We start from the raw sequence: 12,881 nt of genomic DNA on the forward strand, positions 1-12,881 counted from the left end.
GCTGTCGAAAAAGGGCGCGACATGGACCGGTTTCTGAGCATCGAGGCATTCGTCAGGGTGGCGGAGGCGAGCAGCTTCGCCGAGGCGGCGCGGCAGCTCGGCGTGACCAGCTCGGTCGTGACGAACCGCATCCAGCAGCTCGAGAAGTTCGTCAACGCGCCGCTGTTTCATCGCAGCACTCGCCACGTGCGCCTGTCGGAAGTGGGCGAGGCGTTTTATCGGGAGTGCGCGGAGGTCGTGGGGCGCGTCAACGAGCTGACGGACCAGATGCGCGAGCTGCGCGCCACGCCCACCGGGCGGCTGCGCATCCAGATGCTGCCCGGTTTCGCGCTCGATCACTTCGGCGCGCCGCTGATGGAATTCAACCGGCGCTACCCGGGCATCCAGATCGACGTCATCGTCAACGACCGTGTGGTGGACCCCGTCGAAGAAGGGTTCGACATCGCATTCCAGATCTTTCCGCCGATCTCCGAGTCGCTGATCGAACGGCGCCTGTTCACCGTCAGGCGCCTCTTTTGCGCGTCGCCCGCTTACCTCGACGCGCATGGTGCACCACAACATCCGCGCGACCTGCTGCAGCACACGACCGCGCTGTATTCCGGCTACCCGTCGCGCAACCGCTGGACGATGACGCGCGGCGACGAGGTTGTCGAAATGGAGCTGCCGGGCATGATCCGCTCGAACTCCGTCCACCTGTTGCGCGAATACGCGCTGACCGGCGGTGGCGTCGTGTGCCTGCCCACTCTGGTGGCGAGCGATGCGCTCGTCGCGGGCCGCCTGGTACCGATCCTGACCGACTATCAGCTCGCGCCGCTGAACTTTGCCGCCGTTTATCCCGCAACGCAGCGACAGGCGCTGAAGGTGAAGGCGCTGGTCGAATTCCTCGCGGAATATATCGGCGACGAATCCCCGTGGGATCGTCCCCTCGTGGAGCGCGGCTGGGTGCGTTGAACCGCCCGGATTATTCGCGAAACGCAAATGCCGTAATCGCCGTCCGTTGCCTTGTTGCTGCTGTGCGTTGCCCCTAGAGTTGAATCCAACAAGCAGTTCAACTCAGGAGACAGCAATGACCGACACGGCATTCCACACCGTCTTTGGCTCGCTCGACCATTACCGGAAGGGCGAGATCGAAATCACCAGCGGCAGCGCCCGGCACTACGCGTTCTCGAACGTGTTCGAGGTCGCATCGAAATCGGCGCCGTATGAAAAGGTCGTCGCCGGCAAGAACCTCGAATACGTGATCGAAGTGCTGCGGACCGACGGCCAGTCGCCGTGGTTCGCGTGCTCGCACGACGAGTTCGTGATCCAGATGGACGGCGAGGTACGGATCGACTTCATCAAGCTCGATTCGCCGCCGAAACCGGGGCGCGGCACCGTGAGCGCCGGCGCCCAGCCGGCCGGCCGCAAGATGGGGTATGTCGTGCTGCGCAAGGGCCATCAGGCGCTGCTGCCGGCCGGTTGTGCATACCGCTTCACCGCGAGCCGGCCGGGCGTCGCGCTGGTGCAGACCGTCCTTGGCGAGCTGTCCGTGGAGAAGTGGGCCGAGATCTGCCTGCACTGATTCGTCCGACCTCATTCGACATTCCCAGGAGACACGCTATGGCCACCCTCGACACCCTCGACCTTTCCACGGGCTTTGCCGCCGATCTGGTGCGATCGACCGAAGCCGATCCCGTCACCGGCTACCGCCGCTTCCAGCTCGGCGAATTCGCGTTCCAGCGCGACGAATACTTCGTGAAGATCAGCTGGCCCGCGAAAGGCCGGACCCGCACGCATGCGATGCCGGCGGACGCGTTCCTGCGCGCGATGATGCGCGACGTGGCGTGGGGCTTCTTCTACGGCTGGGTGAATTTCGACCACGTGTTCGGCACGCGCAATCACTACGGCAAGGTGGACATGTATGCGGGCACGTTCAACGGCATCCTGAAGGACGCCGGGGTCGACTACACCGAGACCTTCGAAACGCCCACGATCATGGCGACCTTCAAGGCGATGCTGCACGACTGGACGAACGAAGGCTTCGATCCGTTCGCGGCGCCCGAGGAAACGGGCACGGCGTTCGGGCGCAAGCACGGCGAGAACGGCGCGGCGATCGAGCGCACGCGCATCGCGACGCGCCGCATGCCGGGCCTCGAAGGCGACTCGCCGCTGCGCGACGACCTGCCGGTCAACCGCGCGTTCCTCGACGTCGCGCAGGACGAACCGGAGGTGCATGTCGAGCCGGGCTTCGAAGGCGAACTGCACGCGTTCAACCTGTTCAAGTATCTGTCGCGTTCGGACGTCACGTGGAATCCGTCGGTCACGTCGGTCTGCGGGCGCAGCCTGTTCTGCCCGACCACCGAGGAATTCATCCTGCCGGTGTTCCATGGCAACGACCGCGTCGAATGGTTCCTGCAACTGTCCGACGAAATCGTGTGGGACATCGGCGACAAGAACACCGGCGCACCGCGCGCACGCGTCACGATGCGCGCCGGCGACATCTGCGCGATGCCCGCCGACATCCGGCATCAAGGCTATTCGACGAAGCGCTCGATGCTGCTCGTCTGGGAGAACGCGACGCCGGACCTGCCGCAACGCTACGAGAGCGGTGAGCTCGCGCCGTATCCGATCGAGTTCTGAGCAACGCAGCCGCTTCCGCTTCAGCCCTGTACCGAGGACGATTCATGCAAACCCAACTCTTCATCGACGGCCGTTTCGTTGACGCCGTCGACCGCGCCACGATCGACGTGCTGAACCCGCACGACGGCTCCGTCATCACGAAGATCGCCGCAGCCGACGCGGCGGATGTCGATCTCGCCGTCGAAGCCGCCACACGCGCGTTTCCCAAATGGTCGGCCCTGCCGGCCGCCGAACGCGGCCGGTTGCTGCTGCGCCTCGCCGACGCCATCGAGGCCAACGCGGAGGAGCTGGCGCAGCTCGAATCGCTGGACACCGGCCACCCGATCCGCGATTCGCGTGCGCTCGACGTGCCGCGCACCGCGGCCTGCTTCCGCTACTTCGGCGGCATGGCCGACAAGCTGCAAGGCTCGGTGATTCCGGTCGAAACCGGCTTCCTGAACTACGTGCAGCGCGCGCCGATCGGCGTGGTCGGCCAGATCGTGCCGTGGAATTTTCCGCTGATGTTCACGAGCTGGAAGATGGGCCCGGCACTTGCCGCCGGCAACACCGTCGTGCTCAAGCCGTCGGAGATCACGCCGCTGTCGACGTTGCGCATCGTCGAGCTGATGGCCGAGGTCGGGTTCCCCGCCGGTGTCGTCAATATCGTCCCCGGCTACGGGCATACGGCCGGCCAGCGGCTCGCCGAACATCCGGGGGTCGGCAAGATTGCGTTCACGGGATCGACGGCCACCGGCCGCCGGATCGTCGAAGCTTCGCAGGGCAACCTGAAGCGCGTGCAGCTCGAACTGGGCGGCAAGGGCGCCAACCTCGTTTTCGACGATGCCGACCTCGACGCGGCCATCAACGGCGCCGCATGGGCGATCTTCCATAACCAGGGGCAGGCGTGCATCGCCGGTTCGCGTCTCGTGCTGCACGAACGCATCGCGGATGAATTCCTCGAGCGATTCGTCGCGCTCGCGTCGTCGATCCGCATCGGCAACCCGCTCGACGCCGATACCGAGATGGGGCCGCTGACCTCGAAGCAGCACCTCGATCGCGTGCTGTCATACGTCGACGTCGCGCGCGAGCAGGGCGGCCGCGTGCTCACCGGCGGCAGCGCGCCGCAGGACCCGGCGCTCGCCGGCGGCTACTACGTGCGCCCGACGGTCATCGAAGCGAGGAGCGCGGCCGATCGCGTCGCGCAGGAGGAAGTGTTCGGCCCGTTCGTCACGGTGCTGCGCTTCGGCAGCGACGACGAAGCGCTGGCCATCGCCAACGCGACGGAATACGGGCTGGGCAGCGGCCTCTGGACGAAGGACCTCTCGCGCGCGCACCGGATGGCATCGCGGATCAACGCAGGCATGTGCTGGATCAACTGCTACAAGCGTGTCAATCCGGGCAGCCCGTTCGGCGGCGTCGGCAAGTCGGGTTATGGCCGCGAGATGGGCTTCGAGGCCATGCACGACTACACGGAAGCGCGATCGGTGTGGGTCAACGTCGACGGCAACGTGCCGCCGCACTTCAAGCGCTGAGGTTTTCCATGGATCGCTTCGTCTATCAGGGCACGCCTTCCCGCGTGGTGTTCGAATGGGGCGCACTCGCGAGGCTGCCGGACGAGCTGTCGACGCTCGGCGCGCGCCGCGCGCTTGTCTTGTCCACGCCCGAGCAGCGGCCGCTCGCCGAGCGCGTGGAGGCGATCCTGGGCGAGCCGGCGGCCGGCATCTGTGCGCAGGCGGTCATGCACGTGCCGGTCGAGGTCGCGCATGCCGCCCGCGAGATGGCCGCCGAGCTGGACGCGGACTGCTGCGTCGCGATCGGCGGCGGCTCGACGATCGGGCTCGGCAAGGCCATTGCGCTCGAGTCGGTGTTGCCGATCCTCGCCGTGCCGACGACGTACGCCGGCTCGGAAATGACGCCGATCTTCGGGCTCACGGAGGGCCGGCTGAAGCGCACCGGGCGCGACGCACGGGTGCTGCCGCGTACGGTGATCTACGACCCGTCGCTGACGGTGTCGCTGCCACCGGACATTTCCGCGGCATCGGGCATCAATGCGATGGCGCACGCCGTCGAGGCGCTCTATGCGGAAGACGCGAACCCGGTGATCAGCCTGATGGCGGAAGAGTCGATCCGCGCGCTCGGTGAAGCGTTGCCCGTGATCGTGCGCGATCCTGAACATCGCGCGATGCGCAGCCGCGCGTTGTACGGCGCGTGGCTCGCCGGAACCTGCCTGGGCGCGGTCGGCATGGCGCTGCACCACAAGCTGTGTCACACGCTCGGCGGCACCTTCAACCTGCCGCACGCGCAGACGCATGCGGCGATGCTGCCGCATACCGCGCACTACAACCATGCCGCCGCGCCCGATGCGCTGCGCCGCGTGGCGCGCGCCCTGGGCGGGAACGACGCAGCCGAAGCCGGCCCGCTGCTGTTCGCGCTGAACGCGCGGCTCGGCATCGCACCCGCGCTCGCCGATCTCGGGATGCCGGAGAGCGGTCTCGACGAAGCGGCCGACCTCGCCTGTCGCAATCCGTACGCGAACCCGCGGCCGATCGAACGCGCGGCGATTCGCGCGCTGCTTCAGGATGCATGGGAAGGACGCGCGCCGCGGTGAGCGGCTCGCGCGTCAATGGAGACAAACATGAGCGATGACCACCATGACGGCGATGCCGGGTTGACCGGGCAGGTCGCCGCCGGCTTCGACGGCACGCCATGCGCGCACCTGCGCGTGCGGTGCGTCGTATGGCCACTTCGCGCGTTCGTCCTCGACCGGAGTTGATCGACATGGCGCGATTTTTTGCGGTGTTTGCGACGGACCAGCCGGGCATGCGCGACGTGCGCGACCGCATGCGGCCGATTCATCGAACCTACCTGCGCTCGGCCGACCAGCACGGCGTGGTCGTGCGGCTCGGCGGGCCGACGCTGGACCCGCACGGCGACGCGATGAACGGCACGCTGCTCGTCGTGGAGGCGGACGACATTCACGCGGTGATGCAGTTCGTCGGCAACGATCCGTACGTGAAGGAAGGGCTGTTTTCGCACGTCGAAGTGCGGCCGTGGGACTGGAGCCTCGGCAATCCCGAGCAGCGGGTGTGAGACATGGAAGCCCGACAACTCTGCCGTTTTTCCGATGTGCCCGACGGCGGCGCGCGGGTCGTCGACGAGGCCTGCATCGGACGCCCCGTGATCGTCGTGAGACGCGGCGGGCAGGTGTGGGCGTATGTGAATCGCTGCCCGCACTTCTCGGTGCCGCTCGATTTCGTTCCGGGTAGCGTTTCCTGTTACCGGTCGCAGGTATTGATGTGCGCCCATCACAGCGCGCTGTTCCGGTTCGACGATGGCGTATGTATCGACGGGCCTTGCTCGGGTTCGGCGCTGGAGGCCGTGACGGTCGAGGTGGATTCCACCGCGTGGATCATCCATCGGGGCGCCTGATTCACGCGTTTCGATGAGCACGGGCGGGGACGATTAATGTGGTGGTCATCGAGTTGATCAATCAGTAAAGCTAACCATGGTTCAGGCGCTATTCGGTTCCGCCTGAATGAGCGCAAGTTCCTTTGAAGCACCGAGCGAGCACCCGCCACGTAGCGGGTGGCGGCCTCGCATTTTCATAAAAAAGACGGAGACGACATGAAACTCAGGTTTGGAGCAGTGATGATGCTTGCCGTGGCGCACGGTGCATCGGCGCAGAGCAGCGTGACGATGTTCGGTCTGATCGACGCGGGCATTTCTTATGTCAGCAACGAGGGCGGCGGAAAGAACGTCAAGTTCGACGACGGCATATTCGCGCCCAATCTCTTCGGCTTTCGCGGAACTGAAGACCTCGGTGGCGGGTATCGCGCGACGTTCGCGCTCGTGAACCAGTTCTCGATGGCGAACGGCAGCATCGTCGGGACGGGGATTTTCGGACGCAACGCGTATGTGGGCCTCGAAAGCAACCGGTTCGGCAGCATCACGCTGGGCAACCAGTACGACTTCATGGTGGATTCGCTCTTTTCGAAGGGGAATGCGATCGCTCGGGATATCTCGGGGCTGTACGGCTTTCGCAACGGCCCGTTCCAGCGTCTGGCGCTGCCGGGCAATCCGACCGGTGCGTTCGATTGGGATCGCACGGCTGGCAGCAAGCCGATCGCGAATTCCGTCAAGTACAGCTCGCCGACGGTCGCGGGTTTTTCCGGCGGCGTGATGTACGCGTTCGGCGGGGTGGCCGGCTCGGTCGGCGCGGACAATGCAGTCAGCGCCGGGGTGAACTACGAGATGGGGGCGTTCGGGGTCGGTGCGGCCTACACGAACGAGAAGTACGGTCCCGCGCCTGGCGTGCCGTCCACCAGCGTGCGCAACTGGGGTGTCGGGATGCATTACGACTTCGGCGCCGTGACCGCGAGTGCGCTGGTGACGACCGTGCGCAACGCGTTCAACGATGCCGGCGTGTGGATGGCGGAGACCGGCGGGCTGTGGCACATCAGGCCCGATGTCGTGCTGGGCGCGAAGTACATGTACATGAAGGGCAACGAAGCGGTGAACGACAACCACGCGCATCAGGTCAGTGTGGCGCTTCAGTACCTGTTTTCGAAACGGACGATGGTTTATGTGTCGGCCGACTACCAACGCGCGAACAGCGGCGCGAATGCACAGGTCAATGGCGTGCTCGATCCGAACGGGGCTTCAGGTTCGGCGAACCAGACGGTGGCGCGGGTGGGGCTGCATACGGTGTTCTGACGGGGCGGCGGGCAGATCCGGTGCCAAGGTCGGCCCGCCAATGGATTACCCCGCCGCTGCGGCCGCCTCTTTGGCCTTGTCCTGCTCCGCCGCCAGCGCGGCATCCGCCGCCTGCGCGCGCTGGATGGCCGGGCGTGTTAGCACGCGGTCGATGTAGGCGCGAATGCGCGGCGTCTCGGGCACCAGCTTGAACATCGTGGTCCAGTTCAGCGCCGAGCCCCACAGCACGTCGACGGCGGTAAAGCGCTCGCCCAGCAGGTAAGGCCCCTTCGCCAGTTGCGCATCGATTGCGTCGACGACGGTATCGAAGTCGCCGTAGGGCGACGTCGAGTAGGCCGCGGGCGGGCGATTCATCGATCGGTCGACGACGGCCGGCTCGAAACACGAACCATAAAACGTCATCCAGCGCAGATAGGGGCCGCGCAACGAATCGCCCGGCGCCGGCGACAGGCCGGCTTCCGGATACAGTTCCGCCGCGTACATGTAGACGGCCGCCTGCTCGGTGACGATCACGTCGCCGTGACGCAGCGCGGGAACCTTGCCCAGCGGATTGATGCGCAGGTATTCGGCGTCGCGGTGTTTTCCGGTGGAGAGATCGAACGCGTGTAATTCATAGGCGGCGCCCAGTTCCTCGAGGAGCATCCGCACGCCGGCCGAGCGGCTGCGCGGAGAGTGGAACAGGATCAGGTGACGGTCTTGCGGCATGGCGGGCTCCGGTGGTGCGTTCGTCGGCAGGGACTCGAATGTAGGACGGTTGCGCCCCCTCGTCTTGGAAAAACCCGCTGTGGCGGTGCATCATTGCGCCTTCACCTCACCGGTTCCCCGACCATGGCCGACCTGCGTAACGTGACCGACACGCCCAAGGGCGTGGTCGGCCCGAAGGCGATCAATCAGCGCTTCCGTCTCAATCGCTATTACCCGCGAGCCGAACTGGCCGGGGTGCTGGATCACCACTGGATCGTCGAATGGGATCTGCGCGGCCAGCCGCCTTACGTGCAGCGCACACTGCCATATCCGTGCGTGAATGTGGTGTTCGACCGGCGGCAGACGGGGATCTTCGGCGTGGTGTCGGGGGCGTTCGAGACGACGCTCGCGGGCGCCGGCAGGGTGATCGGCATGCGGTTCCGGCCGGGCGCGTTCCGGGCGTTTTTCGGCAAGCCGGTGCATTTGACGACCGACAAGGTGCTGCCGGTGTCGACGCTGTTCGACTGCGGCGATGCGGAAGCCGAAGCGGCCGTGCTCGGCGCCGGGGACGATGCTGGAATGGTGGCGGCGGCCGAGGCGCTGCTGTTGCGGGTGCTGCCGCCGCCCGATCCGCAGGTCGAGCGTATTCATGCCATCTTGCAGATGCTGCAGCAGGACATCGGGCTCACGCAGGTGCGGGACCTGGCCGGGCGTGCGGGGTTGAGCGAACGCACGTTGCAGCAGCTCTTTTCCAGCCATGTCGGGGTGACGCCCAAATGGGTGATCCGTCGTTATCGCCTGCACGAAGCCGCGGACAAGCTCGCGGGCGGCGAGGCGGTCGATCTCGCGGAGCTGGCCCAGGCGTTGGGGTATTTCGATCAGGCGCACTTCACGCGCGACTTCCGGAAGCTGGTGGGGAAGGCGCCGGCGGAGTATCGGCGCGAGGACGGGCGGGGATGAGTGGGCGGATTCCTGACGGGGCGCTGCGCGTTTTCCGCCAGTTGTTGTCGCCCAGGCAACACGGTAGTGTGTCCGTTGACCTGCCGCCGTACCGACGACGAACCTATGATGGGCGCGCCGCCCATCCGTGAATGTCGAACGGCGGGTGCGTTGCCGATCATTCCACCCTATAGTGCACGTCGTTGATCGATCTGCAAGAAACTCGGGAGTTCGTCGTGTTTTACCGGAAATCCACATTGGGTCGCTCGAACTTCGCGTGCATCGTCGCCCTGACGATGATGCTCGCGCCGGTCGCGGCGCATGCAGCGCCGGAGGCTGCGGACGGCACGGCGCGCATCGCGTCGGCTGTCCGTTCCGACACGTCGCCGGCACGACCGATAGCCGGCGACGACCCGGTTGCAATCCGGGATGCGCTGAAGAAGCTGCACGTCAATACCCACTCACCTTCGTTGCCCGATCGGGTTCGCGGCCTGGTCTCCAGCGCGGTCGACCGGCATGGCCCGAATCCCGACCTGGCATCCGTCGATCTGGATCGTGACGTGACGTTCGTGGTGCCGGTGCGGTACGGGCTGAGGTACTCGTCACGCCGGCACCTGTTGACGCTGGACGTCGACCTGTTCGACGCAGAGCGCAACGACCGCGCGGGCATCCTGCTCGGAAAAGTCACGACGGGGCCGCGAGGGCGCGGGCTCGTGATTGCACCCGAAGCGAAGGCGAAAGGGTACATCCAGCACGTCGACATCATCGAACTCGATTCCGGCCAAGGCAAAAAGACCGCGATTCGTAGCCGCATGCGGCTATCGCCCGCCGAGCACGCACGAGCGGGTGGCGAATTCGCACTTGTTTTCTCCGGGCGGCTGGTTCGGCCTTACCTGACGGAACAAACCGAGCATGTCGATCCGAGTATCGACGAGCCGACCGACATCACGACGAGGATCTCCACGTTGCACATGGATATCCGTGACATCTCGCTGGTGAGTCAGTCGAGCGGCATCGTCGTGTCGAAGAAGCTGCATTTGTCGAAGTAGCGGGTTTCTCGAGCGGAGCTTCGACCGGCGACGAGGCCCCGCATGCGACGAAGGACGATGCTGCGGGGCGCGGACAGTTGCATCGCCGCCGATCTGCCGCCCGTGCATCCATGAGGCTGCCTCGGCCCTCATGTAAGATGCGCACAGCTTCACCCGGTCTTGAGAGGGGCCGGTTCTCGCGCCACAACGGCAATCAGCCGCACAACAACAAGGAAGCCACGAGATATGCCGGGGATTCCCACAGAAAGCTTTACCGTCTGGCACACGATCCTGTCCGTGGCCCGACACGCACCGTCGCCGCACAACGTTCAGCCATGGCGGGTGCAACTGATCTCGGACGATTGCGCCGAGCTGTTCGTCGACGGCGCGCGCACGCTGCCGAAAGAAGACACGACCGGCGCGTTCCTGCTGTCCGCGATGGGCATGTTCATCGACGCGATCGATCTGCTCGCGGCACCGCATGGCTTGCGCATCGAATGGCAACTGCATCGCCCGGTGCGGGAGTTCGCGGCCATCCTGTCCCGGCCGACGCCGCCGGGGCTGATTCCGTTCGCTGCGTTGCGGCTCGTTGCCAACACCCACGCGGATGCGTCGCGCGACGATCCGTCTGCGCTGATGCTGGCGCGCCGCACGTCGCGCATTTCGATGGACCCGACACCGGTGCCGGATGCCGCCGTCACGCAACTGGCGGCGCTGGCCGACGAATGGGGGCATCGATATACGCACCTGTCGGGTGCGGAACTGATCGAGCCGATCATCGCGGCCAACATCGACGCCGTGTTTCATGACATGAACGTCGCAGACTACCACGATGAAATCACGGCCTGGTTTCGGTTCACGGAACGCTCGACTGCCCGACATCGCGACGGTCTCGACTGGCGCTGCATGAACCTGTCGCGCGCCGAGTTCTGGATGTCCGCGCGTCTGTCGAAGATTCTGACGTTCAAGCCGACGCGCTTCTATTTCAAGCGCCGGTACCGGTCGCAGCTCGGCCATGTGCCGGCGATCGGCGTGTTGAGCGGCGACTTCTTCAATCCGGAGAAGGCGATCGAGTCGGGCCGCTTCCTGCTGCGCTTCTGGCTGGCGCTGACGAGCCTCGGCCTGTACCTGCATCCGTACGGCAACCTGGTCACGAACCCCGACGCCGCCGCGTGGTTCAGCGCGCATACCGGAGTCGACCGCGCATGGCTCGTGTTCAAGGTCGGCTACTCGCGTACGCCGCCGCAAAGCCAACGCAGGGCGCTTGCCGACATCCTCGTCGATGCGCCGGTTCCATCCCATTCGCCGCAATCCGCATGAACACGCTCATTCGCCTCTTTCTCGAAGCCGTTCTCTGGACGCTCTGGTTCCTTCGCCGCGTGATCAGCGTCGACGGACGTCTCTATGTGTTCCTCAACGCGCCGATTTTTCAGCCCTATCTGGCTTATGTCGGCCGCATGCGCGCCCGCGTCGCGTTCCTCAAGGCGAGCACGTCGTGCCCGGCCTACATCGAGTTCCTGAAGGCCGAAGGCTACAAGGCCGGCGGCAAATGGCGGCTGTCGGACCTGCCCGCCATGACCAAGGAGAATTACATCAAGCGCTATTCGATCGAGCAGCGCTGCTACGGTGGCGCCATTCCGAAGTCGGGCGTCGTCATCGACGAATCGTCGGGGTCTACGGGGCAGCCGAACAACTGGGTGCGCAGCGCGGCCGAACGCAGCGACGTCAAGCGCATCCTGCAACTGAACTATCAGCTGGTGTTCCGCGACTCCGGCAAGATGCTGCTGAACTGCTTTGCGCTCGGGCCGTGGGCGACCGGCATGAACGTGTCGATGTCGCTCGTCGACGTCGGCATCATGAAGTCGATCGGCCCCGACAAGGCCAAGCTGATCAACACGCTGAAGCTGTTCGGGCCGAAATACCAGTACCTGATATTCGGCTACCCGCCGTTCATCCGCTCGGTGGTCGACGAATGCGATCTCGACCTGAGCGCGTACCACATCGATTTCATCGTCGGCGGGGAAGGGTTGTCGGAAGCGTTGCGCGACCATCTGCTACGCAAGGCGAGCACGGTGATCTCGTCGTATGGCGCGTCGGACCTCGAGATCAACATCGGCGTCGAGACGCCGACGACGATCGGCCTGCGGCGTGCGTTGCTCACGCGGCCCGAGTTGTGCCGCGAGCTGTTCGGCCGCGATACGCCGCCGATGATCTTCCAGTACAACGCGCTCGATTACGTGATCGAAACGAATGACGATGGCGAACTGCTGGTGACTATCGGAAGGCAGTCGGGCGCCGCGCCGAAGATCCGGTACAACATTCGCGATTCGGGTGGGACGTATCGATTCCGCGAGCTGAACAGGCGTCTGTCGGCACATGGCATGCGCCTGCAGGATTTTGCCGCGCGGACCAGCCATTTCCCGTTCCTGTTCGTGTACGGCCGCAACGATTCGAGCGTGCCGTTCTATGGCGCGAAAGTGTTCCCGTCCGACATCGAGCAGGTTCTGTCCGCTTCGCCGGTGCTGCATGACGCGATCAGCACGTTCCAGCTCGCGACGACCGAGGATGCGCAGTTGACGAGTTTCCTGCACCTCCATCTCGAACGGGCGTTGGGCAGTGCGCCGATGCCGCTCGACGATGCGGCGCTACATGGCGAGATGGTCGAGGGCATGAAGCGCGTGAATCAGGATTTTCGTGAGGTGTCGAGGTTGTTCGATCCGAAACAGGTGGTCGTGCATGTGCATGAGCACGATACGGGGCCGTTCAAGGGGCGGGATATTCGGATCAAGAACAGGTATATCGCGTGAGGGCGTAGGTGTCGGGGTGTTTGGGGCGCGTGTGGTTGGAGGGCGGTGAGGAGGACTGACACAGATCTTCCTTTCGCGTCGCTTACAAGGGCTGGATCGGTGAGGTCATCCG

The 12,881-nt window shown here is 65.2% G+C and carries 14 protein-coding genes; 13 read left to right on the forward strand and 1 reads right to left on the reverse strand.

What is annotated here, in order from left to right; translation table 11 throughout:
• The first annotated feature begins 21 nt into the window (after positions 1–21).
• The 9 genes from FOZ70_RS09890 (at position 22) to FOZ70_RS09930 (ending at position 7,311) form a co-directional block, all read left to right on the forward strand.
• Complete coding sequence (locus FOZ70_RS09890) at positions 22–951, forward strand: LysR family transcriptional regulator (RefSeq protein WP_021160025.1); 930 nt, start codon at positions 22–24, stop codon at positions 949–951.
• Between the two features lie 115 nt (positions 952–1,066).
• Positions 1,067–1,561 (forward strand): hypothetical protein, encoded by a 495-nt coding sequence (locus tag FOZ70_RS09895; protein ID WP_059488817.1) that lies wholly within the window; start codon positions 1,067–1,069, stop codon positions 1,559–1,561.
• 38 nt (positions 1,562–1,599) lie between these two features.
• A complete protein-coding gene (locus FOZ70_RS09900; protein ID WP_219705722.1) occupies positions 1,600–2,619 on the forward strand; it encodes a hydroxyquinol 1,2-dioxygenase in 1,020 nt (339 codons plus the stop codon).
• A gap of 44 nt (positions 2,620–2,663) precedes the next feature.
• Positions 2,664–4,130 (forward strand): aldehyde dehydrogenase family protein, encoded by a 1,467-nt coding sequence (locus FOZ70_RS09905; protein WP_021160028.1) that lies wholly within the window; start codon positions 2,664–2,666, stop codon positions 4,128–4,130.
• A gap of 8 nt (positions 4,131–4,138) precedes the next feature.
• Positions 4,139–5,206 (forward strand): maleylacetate reductase, encoded by a 1,068-nt coding sequence (locus FOZ70_RS09910; RefSeq protein ID WP_219705724.1) that lies wholly within the window; start codon positions 4,139–4,141, stop codon positions 5,204–5,206.
• Between the two features lie 27 nt (positions 5,207–5,233).
• Positions 5,234–5,371 (forward strand): hypothetical protein, encoded by a 138-nt coding sequence (locus FOZ70_RS09915; protein ID WP_219705726.1) that lies wholly within the window; start codon positions 5,234–5,236, stop codon positions 5,369–5,371.
• Positions 5,372–5,376: 5 nt separating this feature from the next.
• A complete protein-coding gene (locus FOZ70_RS09920) occupies positions 5,377–5,688 on the forward strand; it encodes a YciI family protein (protein WP_021160030.1) in 312 nt (103 codons plus the stop codon).
• Positions 5,689–5,691: 3 nt separating this feature from the next.
• Complete coding sequence (locus FOZ70_RS09925) at positions 5,692–6,027, forward strand: Rieske 2Fe-2S domain-containing protein (protein ID WP_021160031.1); 336 nt, start codon at positions 5,692–5,694, stop codon at positions 6,025–6,027.
• A gap of 195 nt (positions 6,028–6,222) precedes the next feature.
• Positions 6,223–7,311, forward strand: a complete 1,089-nt coding sequence (locus tag FOZ70_RS09930; protein ID WP_059488826.1) for a porin — start codon at positions 6,223–6,225, stop codon at positions 7,309–7,311.
• A 45-nt stretch (positions 7,312–7,356) separates the two neighbouring features.
• Here FOZ70_RS09930 and FOZ70_RS09935 read toward each other — a convergent pair whose 3' ends face one another.
• The gene (locus FOZ70_RS09935; RefSeq protein WP_059654144.1) at positions 7,357–8,016 is read right to left on the reverse strand and encodes a glutathione S-transferase family protein; all 660 of its coding nucleotides are present in this window, start codon (positions 8,014–8,016) and stop codon (positions 7,357–7,359) included.
• Positions 8,017–8,139: 123 nt separating this feature from the next.
• On the opposite strand from FOZ70_RS09935, the gene FOZ70_RS09940 reads away from it, so the two are divergent.
• The 4 genes from FOZ70_RS09940 to FOZ70_RS38025 all read left to right on the forward strand — a co-directional run bounded on the left by FOZ70_RS09940 (position 8,140) and on the right by FOZ70_RS38025 (position 12,769).
• Positions 8,140–8,955, forward strand: a complete 816-nt coding sequence (locus FOZ70_RS09940) for a helix-turn-helix domain-containing protein (protein ID WP_021160034.1) — start codon at positions 8,140–8,142, stop codon at positions 8,953–8,955.
• A 182-nt stretch (positions 8,956–9,137) separates the two neighbouring features.
• A complete protein-coding gene (locus FOZ70_RS09945) occupies positions 9,138–9,983 on the forward strand; it encodes a hypothetical protein (protein ID WP_258025587.1) in 846 nt (281 codons plus the stop codon).
• Positions 9,984–10,259: 276 nt separating this feature from the next.
• Complete coding sequence (locus FOZ70_RS09950) at positions 10,260–11,282, forward strand: hypothetical protein (protein ID WP_219705728.1); 1,023 nt, start codon at positions 10,260–10,262, stop codon at positions 11,280–11,282.
• Positions 11,279–12,769 (forward strand): hypothetical protein, encoded by a 1,491-nt coding sequence (locus FOZ70_RS38025; protein ID WP_021160037.1) that lies wholly within the window; start codon positions 11,279–11,281, stop codon positions 12,767–12,769. The genes FOZ70_RS09950 and FOZ70_RS38025 overlap by 4 nt, the downstream gene beginning before the upstream one ends.
• Positions 12,770–12,881 lie beyond the last annotated feature (112 nt).

Origin of the sequence: Burkholderia sp. COPS, from assembly GCF_019425585.1 — a bacterium.
Classification (GTDB): Bacteria; Pseudomonadota; Gammaproteobacteria; order Burkholderiales; family Burkholderiaceae; genus Burkholderia; species Burkholderia cepacia.